At 74.9% G+C, this 20,536-nt stretch carries 15 protein-coding genes and 1 pseudogene; 14 read left to right on the top strand and 2 right to left on the bottom strand.

Annotated elements, in window-relative coordinates; translation table 11 throughout:
- The first annotated feature begins 217 nt into the window (after positions 1–217).
- Positions 218–1,324 carry a substrate-binding domain-containing protein gene (locus AB0F01_RS14490; RefSeq protein ID WP_362094439.1) on the top strand — a complete coding sequence of 369 codons (1,107 nt, stop codon included), beginning with the start codon at positions 218–220 and terminating at the stop codon, positions 1,322–1,324.
- A gap of 174 nt (positions 1,325–1,498) precedes the next feature.
- On the opposite strand, the gene AB0F01_RS14495 is transcribed toward AB0F01_RS14490, so the two are convergent.
- Positions 1,499–1,858, bottom strand: a complete 360-nt coding sequence (locus AB0F01_RS14495; RefSeq protein ID WP_362094304.1) for a hypothetical protein — start codon at positions 1,856–1,858, stop codon at positions 1,499–1,501.
- 203 nt (positions 1,859–2,061) lie between these two features.
- On the opposite strand from AB0F01_RS14495, the gene sigJ reads away from it, so the two are divergent.
- From sigJ to AB0F01_RS14535, 8 genes are all read left to right on the top strand, one after another.
- On the top strand, positions 2,062–3,009 hold the full coding sequence (gene sigJ, locus AB0F01_RS14500) for an RNA polymerase sigma factor SigJ (RefSeq protein WP_362094306.1): 948 nt from the start codon (positions 2,062–2,064) through the stop codon (positions 3,007–3,009).
- A 131-nt stretch (positions 3,010–3,140) separates the two neighbouring features.
- Complete coding sequence (locus tag AB0F01_RS14505) at positions 3,141–4,412, top strand: FAD-dependent oxidoreductase (RefSeq protein WP_362094308.1); 1,272 nt, start codon at positions 3,141–3,143, stop codon at positions 4,410–4,412.
- Between the two features lie 161 nt (positions 4,413–4,573).
- Positions 4,574–5,920, top strand: a complete 1,347-nt coding sequence (locus tag AB0F01_RS14510; protein ID WP_362094311.1) for a sensor histidine kinase — start codon at positions 4,574–4,576, stop codon at positions 5,918–5,920.
- Positions 5,917–6,582 carry a response regulator transcription factor gene (locus AB0F01_RS14515; RefSeq protein WP_362094314.1) on the top strand — a complete coding sequence of 222 codons (666 nt, stop codon included), beginning with the start codon at positions 5,917–5,919 and terminating at the stop codon, positions 6,580–6,582. The genes AB0F01_RS14510 and AB0F01_RS14515 overlap by 4 nt, the downstream gene beginning before the upstream one ends.
- 162 nt (positions 6,583–6,744) lie before the next feature.
- Positions 6,745–7,794, top strand: coding sequence for an ATP-binding cassette domain-containing protein (locus tag AB0F01_RS14520; RefSeq protein WP_362094317.1), 1,050 nt, complete (start codon positions 6,745–6,747; stop codon positions 7,792–7,794).
- Complete coding sequence (locus tag AB0F01_RS14525) at positions 7,791–8,648, top strand: ABC transporter permease subunit (protein WP_362094319.1); 858 nt, start codon at positions 7,791–7,793, stop codon at positions 8,646–8,648. Before AB0F01_RS14520 ends, AB0F01_RS14525 begins: the two co-directional genes overlap by 4 nt.
- Before the next feature lie 130 nt (positions 8,649–8,778).
- The gene (locus tag AB0F01_RS14530) at positions 8,779–9,363 is read left to right on the top strand and encodes a TerD family protein (protein ID WP_362094322.1); all 585 of its coding nucleotides are present in this window, start codon (positions 8,779–8,781) and stop codon (positions 9,361–9,363) included.
- 177 nt (positions 9,364–9,540) lie between these two features.
- Positions 9,541–10,629 (top strand): hypothetical protein, encoded by a 1,089-nt coding sequence (locus AB0F01_RS14535; protein ID WP_362094325.1) that lies wholly within the window; start codon positions 9,541–9,543, stop codon positions 10,627–10,629.
- A 145-nt stretch (positions 10,630–10,774) separates the two neighbouring features.
- Here the strand turns inward: AB0F01_RS14535 and AB0F01_RS14540 are convergent, their stop codons facing one another.
- Positions 10,775–11,272, bottom strand: coding sequence for a DUF5707 domain-containing protein (locus tag AB0F01_RS14540; protein ID WP_362094328.1), 498 nt, complete (start codon positions 11,270–11,272; stop codon positions 10,775–10,777).
- 718 nt (positions 11,273–11,990) lie between these two features.
- On the opposite strand from AB0F01_RS14540, the gene AB0F01_RS14545 reads away from it, so the two are divergent.
- The 5 genes and pseudogenes from AB0F01_RS14545 (at position 11,991) to AB0F01_RS14565 (ending at position 20,531) form a co-directional block, all read left to right on the top strand.
- The gene (locus tag AB0F01_RS14545; RefSeq protein WP_362094331.1) at positions 11,991–14,552 is read left to right on the top strand and encodes a histidine kinase; all 2,562 of its coding nucleotides are present in this window, start codon (positions 11,991–11,993) and stop codon (positions 14,550–14,552) included.
- Positions 14,549–15,229 (top strand): response regulator transcription factor, encoded by a 681-nt coding sequence (locus tag AB0F01_RS14550; RefSeq protein WP_362094334.1) that lies wholly within the window; start codon positions 14,549–14,551, stop codon positions 15,227–15,229. The genes AB0F01_RS14545 and AB0F01_RS14550 overlap by 4 nt, the downstream gene beginning before the upstream one ends.
- A 320-nt stretch (positions 15,230–15,549) precedes the next feature.
- On the top strand, positions 15,550–15,801 hold the full coding sequence (locus tag AB0F01_RS14555) for a hypothetical protein (RefSeq protein ID WP_362094337.1): 252 nt from the start codon (positions 15,550–15,552) through the stop codon (positions 15,799–15,801).
- A gap of 933 nt (positions 15,802–16,734) precedes the next feature.
- Complete coding sequence (locus AB0F01_RS14560; protein WP_362094441.1) at positions 16,735–18,132, top strand: phosphatase PAP2 family protein; 1,398 nt, start codon at positions 16,735–16,737, stop codon at positions 18,130–18,132.
- 267 nt (positions 18,133–18,399) lie between these two features.
- Positions 18,400–20,531, top strand: a pseudogene (locus AB0F01_RS14565) (TerD family protein).
- Positions 20,532–20,536 lie beyond the last annotated feature (5 nt).

The following is a 20,536-nucleotide window of genomic DNA, read 5'->3' on the forward strand; positions in this document are numbered from 1 at the left end:
CGCGATTCGGCGTGTGCGGACCGCTGTTGCAGGGCCGTTACAGTGCTTTCTTGACGCTGAGCGGTCATTCCGCGTTGGCTTGCCACTCACCTGGTCGCCCGTCCCCCGTTCCGCTCGGAAGGCACCTGATGTGAACCCCCGTACGACCCGCGCCATCCGCGCTACCCGTGCCACCGGCACCGTCCGCCCCGCCCTCCGCACCGGTCCCTCCGCGGCCGTGCGCCGTACCGTCCCGGTGGTGACGGCCGCCCTGTGCGCGCTGTCGCTGACCGCGTGCGGGGTCCTCGGGGCAGCCGGCCCCGACGGGGACGACGCGCCCGCCCGGGACGACGAGATGACCATCGGCCTGCTGCTGCCCGACAAGGACACGGCCCGGTTCGAGAAGTTCGACCGCCCTCTGATCGAGAAGCGGGTGTCCGAACTCACCGGCGGCAAGGGCGAGGTCGTGCACGCCAACGCGGAGGGGAGTGCCTCCCGGCAGAGCGAACAGTTCGGCAAGCTGATCGCCGACGGGGTCGACGTGATCCTGGTGAACGCGGTGGACGCCGAGGCGGTCGCGTCCGACGTGCGGAAGGCCGCGGAGGCAGACGTTCCGGTCATCGCCTACGACCGGCTCGCCCAGGGGCCGGTCGACGCGTACGTCTCGCACGACAACGAACTCGTCGGTGAGGTGCAGGGGCGCGCCCTCGCGGAGGCGCTCGGGGCGGGCTCCGAGAAGCGCAAGGTCGTCATGATGCACGGCGCCCCCACCGACCCGAACACGGCCCTGTTCAAGGAGGGGGCGCTCAGCGAGCTGGAGGGCGAGGTCGACATCGCCGCGCAGTACGACACCGAGAAATGGCTGCCGGAGGTCGCCGAGGCGAACATGCGCAAGGCGATCCGAAGCATCGGCGCCGACAACATCGCCGGTGTCTACTCGGCCAACGACGGCATGGCCGGCGGTGTCATCGAGGCGCTCCGGGAGGCGGGGGTCTCCGAACTGCCCCCGGTGACCGGGCAGGACGCGGACCTCGCGGCGCTGCGGCGGATCGTCGCGGGCGAGCAGCACATGACCGTGTACAAGTCGTTCCGGCTGGAGGCGTACGGGGCCGCGGAGATGGCGGTGGCGCGCGTGCGGGAACGGGACATCGAGTTCGACGCGCTCGCCCGCGAGCGGGTGGACAGCCCCACCCGCAAGAACATCCCGACGATGCTCGTGCCGGTCGTCGCCGTGACGAAGGACACCATCGAGGACACGGTGGTCCAGGACGGCGTCTACTCCGTCAAGGACATCTGCACGGCGCAGTACGCGCAGGCCTGCGCCGCGGCCGGCCTGACACCGTGACGGGACCGCCGCCGACGGCCGTCCGGCCCGCGGGGGTGGACCCGCCGACGTCGGCGGTGCACCGGCCCACAGGGGTGGACCGGCCGACCGGGGCGGGCGACCCGACCGGGGCGGGCCGGCCGACGGGGGCGCCGGGGTACCGCCGCGTGCAGGGGTACCGCGCCCCCGCACGGCTCACTCGTCGGAGTACCCGATGTCGCCGACGGTCCAGGCGCTGATGTCGGCGAGGGCGACGCGGTACATGCCGCCGGTGTCCGGGATGCCGTAGCTGCCCTGGAGGATGCGGGCGAGATGGAAGTGCAGGTGCGTGGGAGGGGTGTCCGGCTCGCGGGCCTTGGTGAAGGGGACGGCGAAGTGGCTCAGCCGGTCGGAGTCCCGCAGGACCTCCGCCACGCGCGCCCGCCACAGGGCCTCGGGAGCCAGTCGTCCGGTGATCACGGCCCCGGAGACGACCACGGTGAGGGACATCTGGCTGTCCTGATCCGCTTCCACCATGGCAGCGATGCCGGCCAGCAGATCGTCAGGGTGCGACATGCTGAAGGACTGTAGCCGAGCCGGGCCGGTAGCGGGTACACGCGGTCGCCGGACGGGGCCGCCCGCCGGTGGCGCGGCGGGTGTCCCGGACCGTTCCGGGCAGCAGGCGGCCGTGCCCGGCGGATGCCCGGGAGGCGCGCCGGGGGCGCGTCCGGCCCGGTTGCCCCGGGTGTTCGCGGGCCGCCGGAGTTAGGATCCGGGCCATGAGCCTGACCGCGGAGGACGTGCGCCGGTTCGAGGCCGCCAGGCCCCGCCTGGAGGCCATCGCCTACCGTCTCCTCGGCTCGGCGAGCGAGGCCGAGGACGCCGTGCAGGAGACGTTCCTGCGCTGGCAGGCCGCCGAGGTCGACCGGATCAGGGTCCCGGAGGCGTGGCTGACCAAGGTCCTCACCCGTCTCTGCCTCAACCAGCTCACCTCGGCCCGCGCCCGGCGCGAGACCTACGTGGGCGCGTGGCTGCCCGAGCCGCTGCTGGCGGGCGACCCGATGCTCGGTCCCGCCGACACCGCGGAACAGCGCGACGCCGTCTCGTACGCGGTGCTGGTCCTGCTGGAGCGGCTCTCCCCGAACGAGCGGGCGGTGTACGTGCTGCGCGAGGCGTTCGACTACCCGCACCGCGAGATCGCCGCGATCCTCGACCTCAGCGAGAGCGCCAGCCAGCAGATCCTGCACCGGGCGAAGGAGCACGTCGCCGCCGGCCGGCGGCGTACGCCGGTCGACGAGGCGGCGGCCCGGCGGGTCCTCGACGAGTTCCTCGCCGCCGCCACCAGCGGCCGGACCGAGCCGCTGGTGCGGCTGCTCACCGAGGACGCCGTCGCGGTCGGCGACGGCGGCGGGAAGGCGCCCGCCCGGGCCAAGGCGTTCGAGGGCGGGCTCGCGGTCGCCAAGCTCCTCAGGGGGCTGTTCGTGCCCTCGCGGGCCAAGCGGGCCGTGGTCGGCGGGTCGCCCGCGCTGTACGCCACGACCGCCAACGGCGAACCGGCCCTCCTGGCGGTCCTCGACGGGCGGGTGATCGGCGTCATGTGCCTGGAGGTCACCTCGGAGGGCATCGCGGCCGTCCGCAGCCAGGTCAACCCCGACAAGCTGGGTCGGGTGGCCCGGCAGTGGGCGGTCACCGACCACGGTGAGCCGCTGCTCGCGACCACCTTCTGACGCCCGTCCCCCCACGCCGCGCGACGGGCATCGGCATGTGATGCACGTCACATGTGGTTCCTGTCAGGGAACGGCTCCCCGCCCGGTTCAAGGAGCGAACCGACCAGTCCGCTCACGACAGGAGCAGGGACATGCAGCACCGCATCATCGTCCTCGGAGCCGGATACACCGGAGCCGTCGCCGCCGGGCGCCTCGCGAGGCGACTGCACCGTGACGACGTCACCATCACCCTCGTCGACGCCGAGTCCGACTTCGTCGAGCGCGTCCGTCTGCACCAGCTCGCGGTCGGCCAGGACCTCAGGCCCCGGCCGCTGCGCGACGTGCTCGCGGGCACCGGGGTCGTGCTGAAGCAGGCGCGGGTCACCGGCATCGACGTCGACCGCAGGACCGTCACCGTCGTCCCCACCGGGTCCGGGTCCGAGCCCGGGGCGGAGTCCGCGTCCCGGCCCGGGTCCGCACCGGGGCCGGCGGGCGGGCGCGGGCCCGAGGAGGAACTGGAGTACGACACCCTCGTCCACGCCCTCGGCAGCGGCTGGGACGACCAGGGCGTCCCCGGTGTCGCCGCACACGCCCACGAGATCGCGAGCCGCCCGGGCGCCCTCCGGCTGCGCGACCGCCTGGCCCGCCTGGGGGCCGGGGGCACCGTGGTCGTCGTCGGGGGCGGCCTCACGGGGCTGGAGGCGGCGACCGAGATCGCCGAGACCCGCCCGGACCTCGACGTCACCCTCGCCACCCGTGGCGCCCTGGGCGACTGGCTGTCCGACAAGGGCCGGGCGCACCTGCGGAAGGTGTTCGCCGGGCTCGGCATCACGGTGCACGAGCACGCCTCCGTCACGACCGTGGGCCCCGACCACGTCACCACCGCCGACGGGACCACCCTCCCGGCCGCGGTCACCGTGTGGACCACCGGCTTCGCCGTCCACCCGATCGCCCGGGCCACCTCCCTCGAGGTCGGTGACACCGGCCAGATCGTCGTCGACGGCACCCTGCGCTCGGTCTCCCACTCGGACGTGTACGCCATCGGGGACTCCGCCCTGGTGAGCGGCCCCGGTGACAAGCCGCTGCGGATGTCGTGCGCGTCGGGTGTCCCCACCGCGTGGCAGGCCGCCGACGCGATCGCCGCCCGCCTGACCGGCGGCAAGCTGCCGCACGTGCCCATGCGCTACTTCAACCAGTGCATCTCGCTGGGCCGCAAGGAGGGCCTCATCCAGTACGTCACCGCCGACGACCGCGCCGTCCGCGCGGCCCTGACCGGGCGGCTCGCCGCCGTCTACAAGGAACTGGTCACCAGGGGCGCCGCCTGGGGCGTCGCCCACCCGCTGCTCGGCATGCCGGCCCGGCGCCGCCGCGTGGTGCGGGACCCGGCGCGCCCGGAGGACCCCGCCCTCCGCGAGGCGGCCTGAGGACCCCGCGCTCTCCGTGAGGCGGCCTGAGGACCGCCGGCTCGTGGGGCGGCCCGAGGGCCGTCCCCGGCGGCCCGCCGGCGGAACGGGGCGGGGCGGGAAGGCGGCGTGTACTCCCCAGGTCGTACACGTTCGCCGCCCTGGGCTCCTACGGTGGCGCCGTGAGCCGTTCCGCCTCCCCGATCCCCCCGATCTCCCGGATCTCCCGGTACCGGTACCTCCTCCCCCCGGGCCGGCCGCTGCCGCCGCCGGTCGTGGACCTCCTGATCGCGGCGGTCGTCGCCGTGCTCACCGGCTCGGACGCCGCGGTCAACGATCCCGGCCACCGGCAGGCCGATGCGGTGACCTGGCTGCTGTTCGCGGTGTCCATCGGGGCGCTGCTGGTGCGCAGCCGGTATCCGGTCGCGGTCACGGTGGTCACCGGCGCGGCGTGCGCCGGGTGGGCGCTGTACGGGCACATCGGGGAACTGCTCAACCTGCCCGTCATGACCGCTCTGTACGCCGTCGCCGTGCAGGGGGACCGGAGGCGGACCGTGCGGACCGCCGTGGTCGCCGCCCTGGTCTCCGGCGCGGTGTCGCTGGTCGCGGGCATCGACGTGGCGCAGCCGCAGGGGGCACCCCTGCTGGAGATGCTGGTGCCGCTGGTGCCGCTGTTGCTGGGCGAGGCCGTGCGCGGGCGACGGGAGCTGATGCGCGAGTACGAGGACCGGGCCGAGCGGGCGGAGGCGGAACGGGAGCGCGAGGCGCGCCGCCGGGTGGAGCAGGAGCGGGTGCGGATCGCACGCGAGCTGCACGACGTGGTCGCCCACACCGTGTCCGCGATGACCGTGCAGGCCGGGCTGGCCCTGGACGCCTTCGACGCCCGCCCGGAGGTGGCGCGGGCGGCGATGCGGCAGGTGCGGGCGTCCGGGAAGGAGGCGGTGCACGAACTGCGCGCCACCGTCAGCGTGTTGCGGTCGGAGGGCGGAGACCTGACCGGCCCGGCGCCCCGGCTCGCGGAGCTGACGGATCTGGTGGAGCGGGTGCGCGGGACGGGTCTCGACGTGACACTGCGCGTGGCGGCCGGACCGCTGCCGCAGGTGGTGGAGCTGGCCGCCTACCGGATCGTGCAGGAGGCACTGACCAACGTGATCAGACACGCGGACGCGCGGCACACGACGGTGTCGGTGATCCCGGACGGGCACCGGCTGAGGGTGGAGGTCACCGACGACGGACGCCCCGCCCCGGCGGACGGCGGGGACGGGGACGGCGCGGAGGCCGGGGGCGGCCGCGCGGCCGGGTACGGCACGACGCGTGACGACATGCCGGGGGACGGCTTCGGTCTGATCGGGATGCGGGAACGGGCCGCCTCGGTCGGCGGGCGGCTGGTGGCGGGCCCGCTCCCGGGCGGGGGCTGGCGCGTGACGGCAGAGCTGCCCGTCGGGGCGCCCGCCGGACCGCGGACCGAGGGCGGCCCCGAGGCTGACGGCGGTGTCGTGGCCGGCCCGGACACCGGAGGTGCCCCGTGATCCGGGTCCTGCTGGCGGACGACCAGACGGTGGTGCGGGCCGGGTTCCGCGCGCTGCTCGACCTGACCGACGACCTGGTCGTCGTCGCCGAGGCCGCGGACGGCGTGCAGGCCGTGGAACTGGCCCGCACGACGCACCCAGACGTGGTGCTCATGGACATCCGCATGCCGCGCGCCGACGGCCTGGAGGCCACCCGCCGCATCGGCGCCGACCGCGCGCTGGACGCCGTACGGGTCCTGGTGCTGACGACGTACGAGGCCGACGAGTACGTCTTCGAGGCGCTGCGCGCCGGGGCGGCCGGCTTCCTGCTGAAGGACATCGACCCCGACGACCTGCGCACCGCCATCCGCACCGTGTCCGCCGGGCGGAGCCTGCTCGCGCCCGCCGTCACCCGCCGGGTGATCGAGGAGTTCGCCCGGCTGAAGGCCCCCGAGGTGCAGGCCCGCAAACGGCTCGACCCGCTGACCGACCGCGAGCGGGAGGTCCTCGCCCTGGTCGGGCGCGGACTGTCGAACGACGAGATCGGCGGCCGGCTGCTGATGTCCCCGCTGACGGCGAAGACACACGTCAGCAGGGTGATGGCCAAGCTGGGGGCGCGCGACAGGGCCCAGCTGGTGGTGACGGCGTACGAGACGGGACTGGTGCGCGCGGGGGAGGGCTGAGCCGCTCAGGGGCGGGGCCGTCCGGGGATCGGGCGGTCCGGGGAGCGGGGCGGTCCGGGGAGCGGGCGGTCCGCGCCCGGCGGCATCCCTACTCCAGGCGGAGTACATACCGACTCCCGGTGGCAGATGTCCGGTTCGTCCGCCCTCCGTAGCGTCGGGCACATGATCGAAGCGCGAGAACTCACCAAACGCCATGGTGAGCGGACGGCCGTGGACCGGCTGTCGTTCACCGTCCACCCCGGCCGGGTGACCGGCTTCCTCGGCCCCAACGGCGCGGGCAAGTCGACCACCATGCGCCTGATCCTCGGCCTCGACGCCCCGACCGCGGGCTCGGCCACCGTCGCGGGCCGCCGCTACGACCGTCTCGCCGCGCCGCTGCGCGAGGTCGGCGCCCTGCTCGACGCCCGCGCGGTGCACGGCGGCCGCACGGTGCGGGGACACCTGCTCGGTCTCGCCCGCTCGCACGGCCTGCCCGCGCGCCGGGTCGACGAGGTGCTGGGCATCGTCGGCCTGGAGGCGGCGGCGGACCGGCGGACCAAAGGGCTGTCGCTCGGCATGTCCCAGCGGCTCGGCATCGCCGCCGCCCTGCTCGGCGACCCCGGGGTGCTGATCCTCGACGAGCCGGTCAACGGCCTGGACACGGAGGGCATCCGCTGGATCCGCGGCCTGCTGACCTCCCTGGCCGACGAGGGCCGCACGGTGTTCCTGTCCAGCCACCTGATGAGCGAACTGGAACGGACCGCCGACCGGCTCGTCGTGATCGGCCGGGGCCGGCTGCTCGCCGACACGGACATGCGGGACTTCATCGCGGCGCACTCGCCCGACTGGTCCCTGGTGCGCACGCCGGACGCGGAGTCCGGCCGGCTGCGCGGCCTGCTGGAGACCCGGGGCGCCACCGTCGTCCCCCACTCCCCGCCGTACCCGAGGGGAGGCGCCCCGGGGGAGGCGCACGGCGGCTGGCGGGTGACCGGGATGAGCACGGCGGCGGTCGGCGAACTGGCCCGCGACCACGGTGTGGCCGTGCACGAACTCACCCCGTTCCGCTCGACGTTGGAGGAGATCTACACGGCGATGACGGGCGAGGCGGTCGAGTACCGCGGCTCCGGCACGGGCGGCCCGACCGCTTCGGGCGCCGACACCGACACGAACAGCGACACGGACACCGACACGGACCGCGACACGGACACCGACGCGAAGGAGCCGCGGCGATGAACCCGCACACGGGCACGGAGACGAGTACGGCGACGAGCATGACGACGGGCAGGAATGCGGGGAGGAGGGCGGGCGCGGCCACGAGCACCACCGCCGTCGCGGTCGCCTCCCCGCCCGGCTTCCGGGAGGCCCTTGCCTTCGAGTGGACCAAGTACGCCGGGCTGCGTTCCACGGTGTGGACGACCCTCTCCGTGGCCCTGGTGACCGTGGTCGGCGCGGTGTTCGTGGGGCTGACCGACAGCCTGCAGCCCGACGACACCGTGCTCGGCGGCAGCCTCACGCTCAGCGTGGTCGGGCTGATGATCGCGGGCGTGGTGGGCGCGCTGACGGTGTGCGGGGAGTACAGCAGCGGGTCGATCGCCACGACGCTGGCCGCGGTGCCCCGGCGAGGACGGGTGCTGGCCGCCAAGGCCGTACTGCTCGCCGGGGTGCTGTTCGTCGTCGGGCTGGTCTCGTGCACGGTCGCGTACCTGCTGGGGGACGCCGTCCTCGACGGCTCGCACGCCCAGGGAAAGCCCCTGCCGGCGCTGTTCGGCATCGGGGCGCTGTTCGCGGTCGTGGGCGTGCTGGGCCTGGCCGTCGGCACCGTCGTACGGCATGCCGCCGGCGCGGTGACCGCCGTGGTGGGCCTCCTGCTGCTGCCGTCGCTGTTCGGGCCGCTGCTCGGCGACCTCCAGCGGTGGGTCGTCGGGGCCACCCCGACGGCGGCCCTGGAGAAGCTCACGCAGACGTCCGACGCCGGGCCGGAGGTCGTCGGCAGCCTGGGCGCCTGGCCGTCGCTGGCCCTGGTGACCGCCTACACGGCGGTGGCGGTGGCCGGCGCGGCGTTCGTGCTGCGACGGCGCGATGCCTGACCCGGCCCGATCACGGCCCGGTCACGAGACGGGAACCGTGGGCGTCCGTCCGGCACCCGGCGTGGGGAACCGCGCGGGGACCAGGCACACTCTGCCTCGGTAGGACCCATATGCCGGAAGGACGGATTACGTGATCACGCTCACCAAGGAAGACGGTCCCGCGGACCTGGACGGAGTGACCCACCTGTCCCTCGGGGTGTCCTGGGACCCCACGGCCGGGAGCAGCGGCGGGGTGATGGGCGTGCTGCGCCGCAAGGCCGGCACCGACCTCGACCTCATCGCGATCGCCATGCAGGGCGGGGACCCGGTGCGGCTGGCCGGTCTCGACTCGCTGGACCCCATGGGCAACGGCTCCCTCAAGCACAGCGGCGACAACCAGACCGGCCGCGGCGACGGCGACGACGAGACCGTCACCGTGGAGTTCGCCCGTATCCCCGGCAACATCACGTCGATCGTCTTCATCGCCGCCGCCTTCAAGAAGGGCAGCTCCTTCCAGAAGGCGCGCAACATCAGTTTCAAGGTCTACGACGCCTCCGGCGGCAGCTCGCAGCAGGTCGCCGACATCTGGCCCAGCCTGCTCACCAAGGACAACGCCTGCGCGGTCGCCAAGGCGGTCCGGGTCGGCGGGTCGTGGAAGCTGGAAGTGATCAACACGACGGGGAAGGTCAAGCAGGGCGACGAGCACGCCCTGATGAGCTTCGCGGCCAGCAAGTGACGCACGCGGCTCCGCCGAGGGCCGTACGTGTCCCCGCCGGGAGCCGCGCGGGGACCGGCGTGCGGGGCCGCTGCGCGGGGACCGGCGTGCGGGGCCGCCGCCCGGGGTCGCCCACGGGCCGCACAGGTCGCACGGGCCGCCCGGTCCGAACGATCGCACGACACACGGGGGGTGTGGATGAGTCAGGTGCTGTACGGCGAGCAGTCGTGGAATCCGCTGGCGCGGACCGTCGAACTGGCCGAGGACCGACTGAGGGTGGGCCGTCGGACGACCCCGCTCGGGGAACTGCACCTCGCGGCCATGGCCGACGCGTTCCTGAGGGGCATGTGGCTCGGGGGCGGCGGCGCGGAACGCCCGCTGCACCTGCTGCCGGAGGGCCCCGGCGTCGTACCGGTCACCCGGGTCACCGGCACCACCCGGCCGGTGAGGGCACGCGAGGCCGCCGTCTTCGCCCGCCTGCTGGGTGAGCTGGCGGTACGCCACTGCGGTGGCCCCGCGCAGGTGGCCGCCCTGGCCGACCGCGCCCGCGCGGAGGGCGTGCCGCTGTGGATCGCACGGCGTTTCGCACCCGGCCCCGCCGGCCCGGTCACCGTGGCCGTGGACCGTCGCCTGGTCCGTGTGGACGTGTGGGGCCCCGGGGCCCCGGCCGTGCGCCTGAGAGCCCCGGGGGGCGGCTACGACGCCCGTGACAGGTCACCGTCGCGGGGCCTGTACGTGACGGTGGGGGAGACGGCGGCGGAACTCGTCGTCAAGGACGCGCTGCGTCGGAGCAAGCGGCGGGTGGAGGTCCGGATCCCCGGCCGGAGCTGGGTGGTGGCCCGGGAGACCGCCGTCACCTCGGTCGTCCGGCGCGACGACCGGCCGGTCGCCGTGCTGTGCCGTCCCCCGTCCTCCCGCCCGGTACCGGATCCCGGCGCGCTCCTGCTGCCGCTGAGCCCGGTGCGCCACGAGAGCGGCGACCCACTGGACGCCGTGATGGCCCATTTCCTCGCCGTGGCGTTCGGCATCGGTGACACCACCGGCGCGCCCCGCTTCCGTTCCCGCCGCTCGGACACGGCGCCGGCCGTCGTCGGTGGTGAGCCGGTCGGCTCCGACGTGGACTGGGACCGGCCGTGGTTCACCAACCTCGGCAGCGGCAGGGACGACAACGAGCCCGGCGGGAGCGACGGCTGGGGCTCGGACGGCGGCGACGGCGGCAGCGGGGGCGACGGCGGCGGAGACTCCGGTGGCGGCGGCGACGGGGGCGGGGGCGGCGGGGGCGACTGACCCGCCGCCGGGAGCCGGCCGCCACGCCGGTCTGCCGCCCAGCCGGCAGGCGGTGGTCCGTCGCCCAGCCCACCGGCCGGGGTCAGCCGCCTAGCCGGCAGGCCGTGGTCCGCCGGACCGTGGTCCGTCGCGCCGTCCGCCGGGTTCAGTTCCGCACGTCGACGGTGGCCGCGCGGCGGACGAACCGGGTGCCGCCGTCCTCGGCCGTGACCAGCACCGAGACGTACCAGGTCCCGTGGTCCACCGCGGCCGCCTCACGGTGGGTGACCTTCAGCGTGTAGGTGCAGCGGGTGACGCCCTCGCCGGCGCTCCGGCACGTGGCGGGCTCCGCCGAACGCAGCTCCGCCCGGCTGGGGTTCAACGACGAGCTCGCGGGCCAGGGCAGCACCCGCAGGCTCCGGACCGCCGCGTCGTCGCGGACGTCCACGGAGTAGGTGAACGAGCCCGCTCCGGTCGCGGACGGCGCCCGGTAGCGGGCCGTGCCGTTCTCCAGGACGGGGCCGCCCGCTGCCGGAGCCGACGATGGGGCCGACGACGCGGCCGACGACGGTCTCGTGGACGAGGCCAGGGCGGCGCCCCCGGCGGTCACCCCCGCGACGGCGATCCCGGCGGCGAGCGTGGAGAGGAAGAGGCGCGTGGACATGATCGGGTCTCCCTGATGCGGTGTGGAGGCGGGTCCGCCGTGGTGCGGACACGCAGGCCGGCCCTCGTCTCCCCCGCCGCCCGCTTCCCCGGCACGACCGGACCGGCGGCGGACCCCACGGAGCAGAGGCGTCCATGGAGGCCGGCGGGCGGTGCGGGCACGGAGGGGTGGGCGTCGAGGGGCTGAGGCCCCGGCGCGTGCTGCCGGTGGCGAGCGGCTGCGGGAGCCGTCGCCGGGCACGATTCCGGGGGCCGGGGAAGCGGTGGCGCCGACCGCTTTCCCGACGGAACCTGAGCCTAGGAGCGGGCCCCCTGCGCGGTCGTCGGGCCGGAGGACGACGGTCGCGTCGAACCTGGGGCAGAGGGCCTGTAACCCAGGTAAGAGACGGGAATCCCCCTCCAGCCGGAGTCGCCCCGCGCACCGGTGGCCATAGTTTTGACGAGCCATGAATCCCGAGCCGAAGCCCGTCCGCCCCGCCGCGCCGTCAGCAGGTCCGGAGCCCACCACGGCCTCCGACAGCGCCCCGGGCACCGCAGCCGATCCCGTCATCGATCACACCCCCGATCGGACCCTCGATCAGACCCCCGAGTCCGTCCCTGACCCCGCCCGGGAGTCCGTCCCTGACCCCGCTCCCGGGTTCGACTCTGATGCCGCCCCTGGTGCCGCCCCTGGGTCCGTCCCGGGCACCGTCTCCGGTCCCAGCGACGGGGAGGCCGCCGTGCGCTCCGGTGCGTCGGCCGGCCGGTCCGCCGGTCCGCCCTTCGGCCCGTCGTTCCTGCTGCCGTCCGCCGTGACCTCCCTTCCGGACCGGGTGCGCGACCGGCTGCTCCCGGTCCTGCTGTTCGGTGCCCAGGCGGTGGTGTGGCCCGGCGCGGCGCTGCTCGGCGGTACCGTGCCGTCCGCGTCGGCGCTGCTCGTCGCCGTCCTGGTCGGCGGAGTGGTGACGGCCGCGCTCGCCCTGCGCCGCAGCCGGCCGGTGGTCGCGCTCGTCGTGGTCGCCGCCGCCTGTGCCCTCGGCGCCGGGCCGCTGCCCGCCGGGGCGACGGTGGTCCTCGGCAGCGCCGGGGTCGCGCTGGCCCTCTTCACGGTGGCGGCCGAACGCGACCCGTTCACCGCCGTGCTGAGCGTCGCCGTGCTCGCCGTCTGGCAACTGCTGTACGGGGTCAGCCTGCACCGCATCAGCGACCGCAACGGCCTCGACCTCGTCCTGACGGCGCTGCTGTACGCCGCCGCCTGCGGTGCCGGCCTGCTGGTACGGCGCAGGCGACGGGCGCGCCGGGCGGCCGAACGCCGGCTGACCCGCGCCGAAGCCGAACGCCACCGGCTCCCGGCAGCCGAACGGCGCCGTATGGAGCGGGAGTTGCACGACGTCAGCGCGCACCACCTCACGGCCGTGGTGGTCACCGCGGGCGCCGCGCTCGGACTGCGCGAGCGGCGGCCCGAACTCGCCCGGGAGGCACTGGACTTCGCCGCCGAGACCGGACGCGAGGTCACCCGGGCGCTCGGTGCGGTGCGTGCGCCGGCGCCGTCCCGTGAGGACGCCCCCTCCCCCGAGGAGCGGCTGCTGGAGCTGGTCGCCGGGTTCCGGCGCCTGGGCCAGGAGGTCGACTGCGCGATCGACCCGCTGCCCGACGGTGCCCTCGCGGACGCCGCGTACGGCATCGTGCGCGAGGCGCTCACCAACGTGGCCCGCCACGCCCCCGGCGCGCGGACGACCGTACGGGTCCGCTACGGCGACACCGGTACGGACGTCGTGGTGACCAGTGCCGCGCCCCCGGCCGGCGTGACGGCCCACGGTGCGGGGCTCGGCGGCGGTCGTGGCCAGGGGTTCCTGAGGGCGCGGGCGCGGGAGGCGGGCGGCACGCTGTCCACCGGACCCACGGCGGACGGCGGGTGGGAGGTGCGCGCGGCCCTGCCCGGACGGACCAGCGCCGTGGCGGAACGCTCTGTTCCGCGCGGGTACCGGGCCGCGCAGCTCACGGTCGCCGGCGGCCTGCTCGTCCAGCCCCTGCTGCCGGTGCTGGTGATCCGTGCGGAGGACGTGCCGAGCGGGGCGGGGATCTCCGCGGGCCTGCTGTTCGCGCTGCTCGCCGCCGCCCAGGCGGTGGCGCTGCTGTGGCTGCGCCGCGCACCCCGCGCGGCCCTCGGCGCCCTGTCGGCGCTCGCACTGCTCTGGCCGGTGGCGATGGCCACCGGCCACTACACCGGCCCGGTGGCGCTGCCCCTGGCCGTGAGTCTGCTGCCCACCTGCGTGGCGCTCGCCGCGCGGGCGGCGGACGCGGCCCGCGGGGCGGCCGGTGGGGGGACACCCGGGGCGGTGCGCGCCGCGGACGCCCCGCTGCCGGGGTCCGCGACGCCCGCCGCGCCCGCCGGAGGCGGCCGGAGGACCGGGCGGACGGGCCCGGTGGCGGCCGTGGCCGCGCACACGGCGGCGATGGCGGTGGCGGCTGTCACCGCGCACACGGCGGCGGCGACGGTGGCTCTCCTGGACCGGGGCACCGCGCCGGTCCGGGACGCCCTCCCGGTCACCCGGGACCTTCCCGCCCCCGTCCTGGTCGCCCTCGTCGCCCTCGCCACGGCGGGGCTGGTCGCCCTGCCGGTCACCGGGGCGCTCCGGGCCGGCGCCGCACACGGACGGCGCGACCGGGCCGAGCGCGGCTCCCGGGAGCAGCGTCTCGTCGGCTGGACGGAGGAGGCCGTCCGTGACGCGTGGGCCGAACGCAGCCGCATCGCCGCCGGACTGGAGACCACCGTCTTCTCCCGCACCGCCGACATGATCACCGAGGCGGAGGCGGGCCGGCTGGAGGAGACCGTCGAGCGGGCCCGCGAGGCCCTGGCCGCGATGCGCGCCCTGCTCGACACGGTCCGGCAGGACGAGACGGGACGGGACCTGCGCCCTCAGCCGACCCTCCAGGCCCTCGACCTGCTCGCCCGGCAGCTCCGGGCCACTGGTCGCGAGGTCGGCATACGGCTGGCGGAGCGTGTGCCCGCACGCCTGCCCACGGTCGTTGACCTGACCGCCTACCACGTCGCCGAGACCCTGCTCGCGGCCGGCGGGGAGGAGCAGGAGGAGCCCGCCCTGCTCGACATCGACGCGGACGAGCACGCGTTGACGCTCACCGCCACGGGCGTGCCCGCCGCCGAGGACGCGGCCGTACGGGACCGCCTGTCCCCCCGGGTCTCCGCGCTCGGCGGCACACTGAGCAGCGGCCCGCCGGGGACCGTCCGCGTCCGGCTGCCCCTGACGACCGCGGCGGACGAGGAGAAGGGGAAACGATGAGCCTCAAGGTGCTGGTCGTCGACGACCAGGGCATCGTGCGGGCGGGGTTCGCCGCCGTCATCGACGCCGAGGACGACATGACGGTCGTCGGAGAGGCCGCCGACGGCGCCGCCGCGGTACGGCTCACCGAGGAACTCGCCCCGGACGTGGTCGTCATGGACGTCCGTATGCCCGAACTGGACGGCATCGCCGCCACCCGCATCATCACCGGACGGGAGAACGCGCCCAGGATCCTCGTCCTGACCACCTTCGACCTCGACGCCTACGTCTTCGACGCCCTGCGCGCCGGCGCCTCGGGATTCCTGCTCAAGGACGTCCACCCCGCCGAACTGCTCCAGGGCATCCGGGTGGTGGCGTCCGGCGAGAGCGTGCTGGCCCCGTCCGCCACCCGCCGACTCATCGGCCACTACGCCTCCGGACCGTCCGCCGCGGCACCGGTGGGCAGCACACCCGACCTCGACCGGCTCACCGGCAGTCAGCGCACCGTCCTGACCCTCGTCGCCTCCGGCCTCACCAACGCGGAGATCGCCGAGCACCTCGGCATCACGGTCGGCACCGTGAAATCGCACGTCAACGCGGTGCTGCGCAAGCTCGGCCTGCGGGACCGCGTGCAGGCCACGATCCTCGCCTACGACCTCGGCCTCACCCGGCCCAACCCACCCGGCGCCCACCTCTGAGCGCCCGATCCGACCCACCCACCCGGTGCGCACCTCTCGGCGCCGGATCCGTCCCACCCGCGCCCGTCCCTGGGCGCCTGACTCGACCTGCCCGGCGCCCGTCTCCGAGCGCCTGACTCGACCTGCCCGGCGCCCGTCTCCGAGCGCCCGTCCTCACCAGGAGCCCTCCCATGAACCTGCCCTCGTCCTCTTCCTCCTCCTCTTCTTCCCCCTCCTCTTCTTCCCCCACTTCTCCGTCCTCTTCTTCGGCTTCTGCTTCGCCGTCGCCGGGCCGCCCGCCGCTGCACCGCCGATTCGTCGGCCACATCGGAGTCGTGGGCGTGGCCTACCTCGTGGTCTGTGTCGTCCTGCTGGTGTGGGCGGTCGTGGTGAGCGCGACCGACGACTCGGGCGAGTCCATGGCGGGCGTGATACCGCTCCTCGCCACGGCCCCCGGCAGCTTCGTCGTCCTGTTCCTCCCCGACCACGTGGCCTCGGCCTTCGCCGCGTGCGCCCTCGGCGCGGGCGTGAACGCCGCGGTCATCGGTTGGTGCACCCGTACTCTGCGCCGTGCCCGTACCGGGCAGCGGTAGGCGTCGCCGAGGGACGGCGCGGGCACGAGTCGGCCACGGTTCGCCCGGTCCGGCCGCACGGGTGGTGGCGGCCGGGGCAGGGGCGGGGCGGGGCACGGTCCGCAACGGCGGGGCAGACAGACGCCTCCGGCCTCCCTTCCCCCGGACCACCTCCGACGCACCGTACGAGGTGACACCGGCCGTCCCGCCCCCGGAAGCCCCGGACGCCGCAGAACGGTATTGACCTGCACAGATACCCTGTGCTTCGCTCAGCCCGAGCGGGTGGGGTGACGGAGCCCGCGACGGGGCGCCGACCGGCCCGCGGTGGACATCCACGGCACGGACGGCGTGCGGGGGCGGACCGAGGGGGACGAACGTGGGCGGGGCGACGACGAGAGCCACACCGGCCGGCAGCGACCGGGACCCGGTGGGACGGCGGGAACCATGAGCACCCCGCGCCGGCCGGCCCGCTGCGGCGCGGTGACACCGGCGGAGCGGCCTTTACGGCCCAGGCGCGCGCCGCTCCCGGCCCGTGGCCACGCCCCCCGCTGACACCGGGCGCCCGGGTGCCGGTGACCGGCGCCAACACCCGGCCCGCGGTGTCCGGCAGGCGGTGTCCGGCAGGCGGAGTCCGCCCAGGTCCGCACCCGCGTCCGCCGCGGGTCCGCCCGGGCCGTCCGGTCACCGGCATCCGAGGCCCGTCCCCGGGCAACCCCGGCCGTCCCGGGTCCGTCTTGTCTCGACGGACAGCCCTCACACGCGTGACGTGACGTCACGTGACATCCCGTGACGTGAGGAGGCGGGGTGGGGAGGCGGTTCAGCAGGAGAGGGCGGGAACGGGGCGGCCGAACGGGAAGCGGCTCCGGCCGGCCCGCGAAGGACGCGATCAGCCCCGACACGACCACCACCTACCGAAGCAGCCGTGACGTGACACACATACCACCGCAGGACCCGGTGCCCGGGCCGCGCGCACCCGGGAGACCCGCCTCCCCTGCCGGACGCCGTTCCCTCCGGACGGCACTCTGGGCCGCGGCCGGGGCCGTGGCCCTGGGGTTCCTCGTCGCCCTGGAAGTCACCGCGCGCGGCTACGGGGTGGCGGGCCCCCTGACCCACCAGGTCCGGGAGGTCGTCCACGCCCCCAAGTCGGGTGGTCTGCTGTACGCCGCCATGGCGTTGACGATGGTCGTCCTCACCTGGCGGCAGCGGCTGATCGCGATCGCCGCCGCGATCGGCATCGACCTCGGGTTCCTCCTGGTCCGCTGGGCCGCGGACATCGGAACGGGCGGCGGGCACCCCTTCGGGAACGGCGCCCTCTGGGTGATCCTGGGCTGCGCGGTCGTCGCGGTCACCCGGCGCACGGGGCCGGAACGCCTGCTCATGCTCAAGGGCGTCGGCCTGGGCCTGCTCCTGGTCGCGGGCCGCAAGACCGGCGACACCTGGCTGCTCATCACCTCCAAGAGCCGCCCGACCGTGCTCGACCAGTACGTGGCGACGGCGGACCACGCGCTCGGGCAGCCGTCGTGGCTGGTGGGCCGCATCGTGGCGGCCACCGGGTCCCTGGGCTTCAACTTCCTGGACGTCGTCTACGGCCAGCTCGCGGTGGCGGCGGTCCTCGTCGCGCTGTACCAGCTGCGCGGCGTGGCGACGGAACGCCGCTTCCCCCGCCACCACCTGGTGCGCAGCTTCCTGGTGATCGGCCTGCTGGGACCGGCCTTCTACATGGTCTTCCCGGTCGTCGGACCGCTCTTCGCCTACGGCACCGGTACCGAGTACTGGGCCTCCGTCAGCCTGTGGGCCGAGGACATCCCGTCCAGTGGACACCTCGCGGTGGCCCATCTGTGGCCGGAGACGCTGCCACCGGTCGGTGCCCCGCAGCCCATGCCGTTCGACGGGATCACCCCCCGGAACTGCATGCCCAGCCTCCACACGGCCTGGGCCACCGCGATCTTCCTCCACACCCGCCGGGGCCCACGCCTGCTGCGTCACGCGGGCACGTTCTGGCTCGTGGCCACCCTCACCGCCACGCTGGGCTTCGGCTACCACTACGGCGTGGACCTCCTCGCCGGCGTGGTCTTCGTCCTCACCGTCGAGGCCGCCCTGCGCGCCCACGACACCGGCTGGCAGCGCCCGGGCGTCCACCTGGTCGCCTACGGAGCCGCGGTCCTGGCCGCCCTCCTGCTCTCCTACCGGTTCCTGGCCCTCCCCATGGCCCAGCACCCCTGGCTGGCGGGCCCGTTGCTGCTCCTGGCGACGGCCTCGGTCGTCCTCGGCTTCGTCCGCACCACCACGGCCTGGGAAGCCGCCGGCCCGGCCCCGGCCCCCCGGCCGGAGGCGCAACCGGAACCGGCCTGAGCGGCGGAGGCCGGTGCTGCCGGTCCGGTCAGGCGGGCCGGCGCCACTTCCCCCCGGTGTCCCGTGTCCGATGTCCGGTGTCCGGCGTCCGGCGCCGGGACCGGACGGTGGGGCGTCCCGACGCCGGGTCATTCTGCCAAGTCCGCCCCGAAGTGTGCCGGTTGGGTACTAAGGTGCCAGGTGCATCGAGTGTGCGGTGCGTCACAAGGGGCGCCCGAGGGGCGGTGAGACGGCCGCGTGTCCCACGGCGCCATCGGGGTGGGGGATATGTACGAACTGATCAAGGGCGCGAACGTAGGTCTGGCGTCGCTCAGCGACAGCACCGATTCCGTGATCGTCAGCCTGAGCTGGGCCAGTCCGACGGGCGAGGGGGACGCGGACGTCTCGGTCCTGCTGCTGGAGGGAACGGCAAGGTGCGCAGCGATGCCGACTTCTACTTCTACAACAATCCGGTCGCCGCGGACGGGAGCGTGCAACTCCTGGGCAAGACGCCCACGGGCGACGGCAGCATGGACCGGATCGGGTTCGACCTGACCGCGATCCCCGCCGACATCGAGCGGATCGTGATCGCCGCGAGCCGCTACGGCGGGGCCCATTTCGGAGACCTGGACGACCTGTTGCTGACGCTGGCCGACGGCTCGGGGGAGGGCCTGCTCAGGTTCGCGATCGGGGACACCGGCTCGGTCAGCGCCTTCATCTTCGGGGAGCTGTACCGGCGTCACGGCGACTGGAAGCTGCGAGCGGTCGGCCAGGGCTACGCCACCGGCCTGGCAGGACTGGCCACCGACTTCGGGGTCGACGTGGACGACGACGCGGCCACCGAGGAAGCGGCGGAGGCGGAGCGACAGGAGGCGCAGGAAGAACAGGAGCAGCAGGGGCAGCAGGGGCAGCGGGAACGGCGAGAGCGGGAGGGGCGGGAGGGCCCGGCCCCGGCGGACGGTGCCCCGCCGCGGATGTCCCATCCGCCGGCGCCGGTGGACGATCGCGCGGTGCCCTCGACCCTGGAGGCCGTTCCGGCGCCCCGGAAACCGGACGGGCCCACTGCCCCGGCACCCGAGCCGAAGCGCCGCCCCCGTACGGCCAAGAAGAAGGTCACCGTGCCCAAGGTGGCCAGGAAGTCCCTGGCGGACAACGAGTCGTGGAGGGAATCCAGGCTCTTCCCGGTGTCCGCGCTCCGCAACGACCGGGACCGCGAGACCCGGGCCACGTCGGTGCTCCTGTCGGTCATGACCCAGATCCCGGAGTTCGGCCGGCGGCTCACCGCGGCATTCGGGGCGCCCGCGGGCCGGATGGAGACCTTCACCGAGGTCACGCTGCCGCACGGTGACAGCCCCCGGAGGCCCGACGGGGTGATCCGGGTCGAGCGGGCGGGCAAACTCTGGACGGCTCTGATCGAGACGAAGACCAACGGGAACGCGCTCAAGGCCGATCAGGTGCAGGCGTACATGGACATCGCCGCCCGCCGCGGCTACGAGGCCGTCATCACCCTGTCGAACGACGTCGCGCTCGAAGGCAGCCCGCTCGTCGACGTCCGGATCGACCGGCGACGCAAGCACAAGGTGGCCCTCTGGCACCTGTCGTGGGCCGAAGTGGCCCACCAGGCCCACATGCTGATCCGGCACGAGGGCGTGGGCAACGCCGCCCACGCCTGGCTGCTGCAGGAACTGCTGCACTACCTGCAGCACGACAACTCGGGGTGCCACGGCTTCCAGAACATGGGCGCCTCCTGGGTCCCCGTACGCAAGGGGATCGACGACGAGACGCTCTGCCAGGGGGACCCGCGTGCGCTCGAAGTGGTGGAGAGCTGGGAAAGGCTCATCCGCCAGGTCTGCCTCCGGCTCGGGGGCGAACTCGGACAGAAGGTACTGCCCGTGCAGCGTTCCCGGCGCGGAACCGACCCCAGGGCCCGCCGCGAACTCCTCGCCGACCAGCTCTGCAACGAGGGGCGGCTCCAGTCCGAACTGCGCATCGAGGGAACGCCCGGCGTCCTCGCCCTCACCGCCGACCTGCGCACCGGCAAGCTCCGCACGTCCATCGAGATCCCGGCGCCCGAGGAGGGCTACCCCCTCACCCGGGCGAAGCGGCTCATCCGGCGCCTCGCGGAAGCCCCTGCCGACCTGCACATCGAGACCCTCGTGGACGGTGAGGGAGGAGGGCCCCGGGGCACCCTGGAGCGACTGCGTCCGGAGCCGGCGGACCTGCTGCCGCGCAACGGCGCGGTGATCACCGGTTTCCGGCTGTCCCTGTTCAAGGGGATGGGCAGCAGCCGCGGCAACGCCGAGACCGGCTTCATCCGCAGCGTCGACGACGCCGTGCACCGCTTCTACGCCACGGTGGTGGCCCACGTGGACGGCGCGTCACCGCGACGGGCACCCTCCGCGGAACACGTCACGGCCTGAGCCGG

This window comes from Streptomyces sp. NPDC029526 (genome assembly GCF_040637405.1).
In the GTDB taxonomy this organism is placed as follows: Bacteria; Actinomycetota; Actinomycetes; order Streptomycetales; family Streptomycetaceae; genus Streptomyces.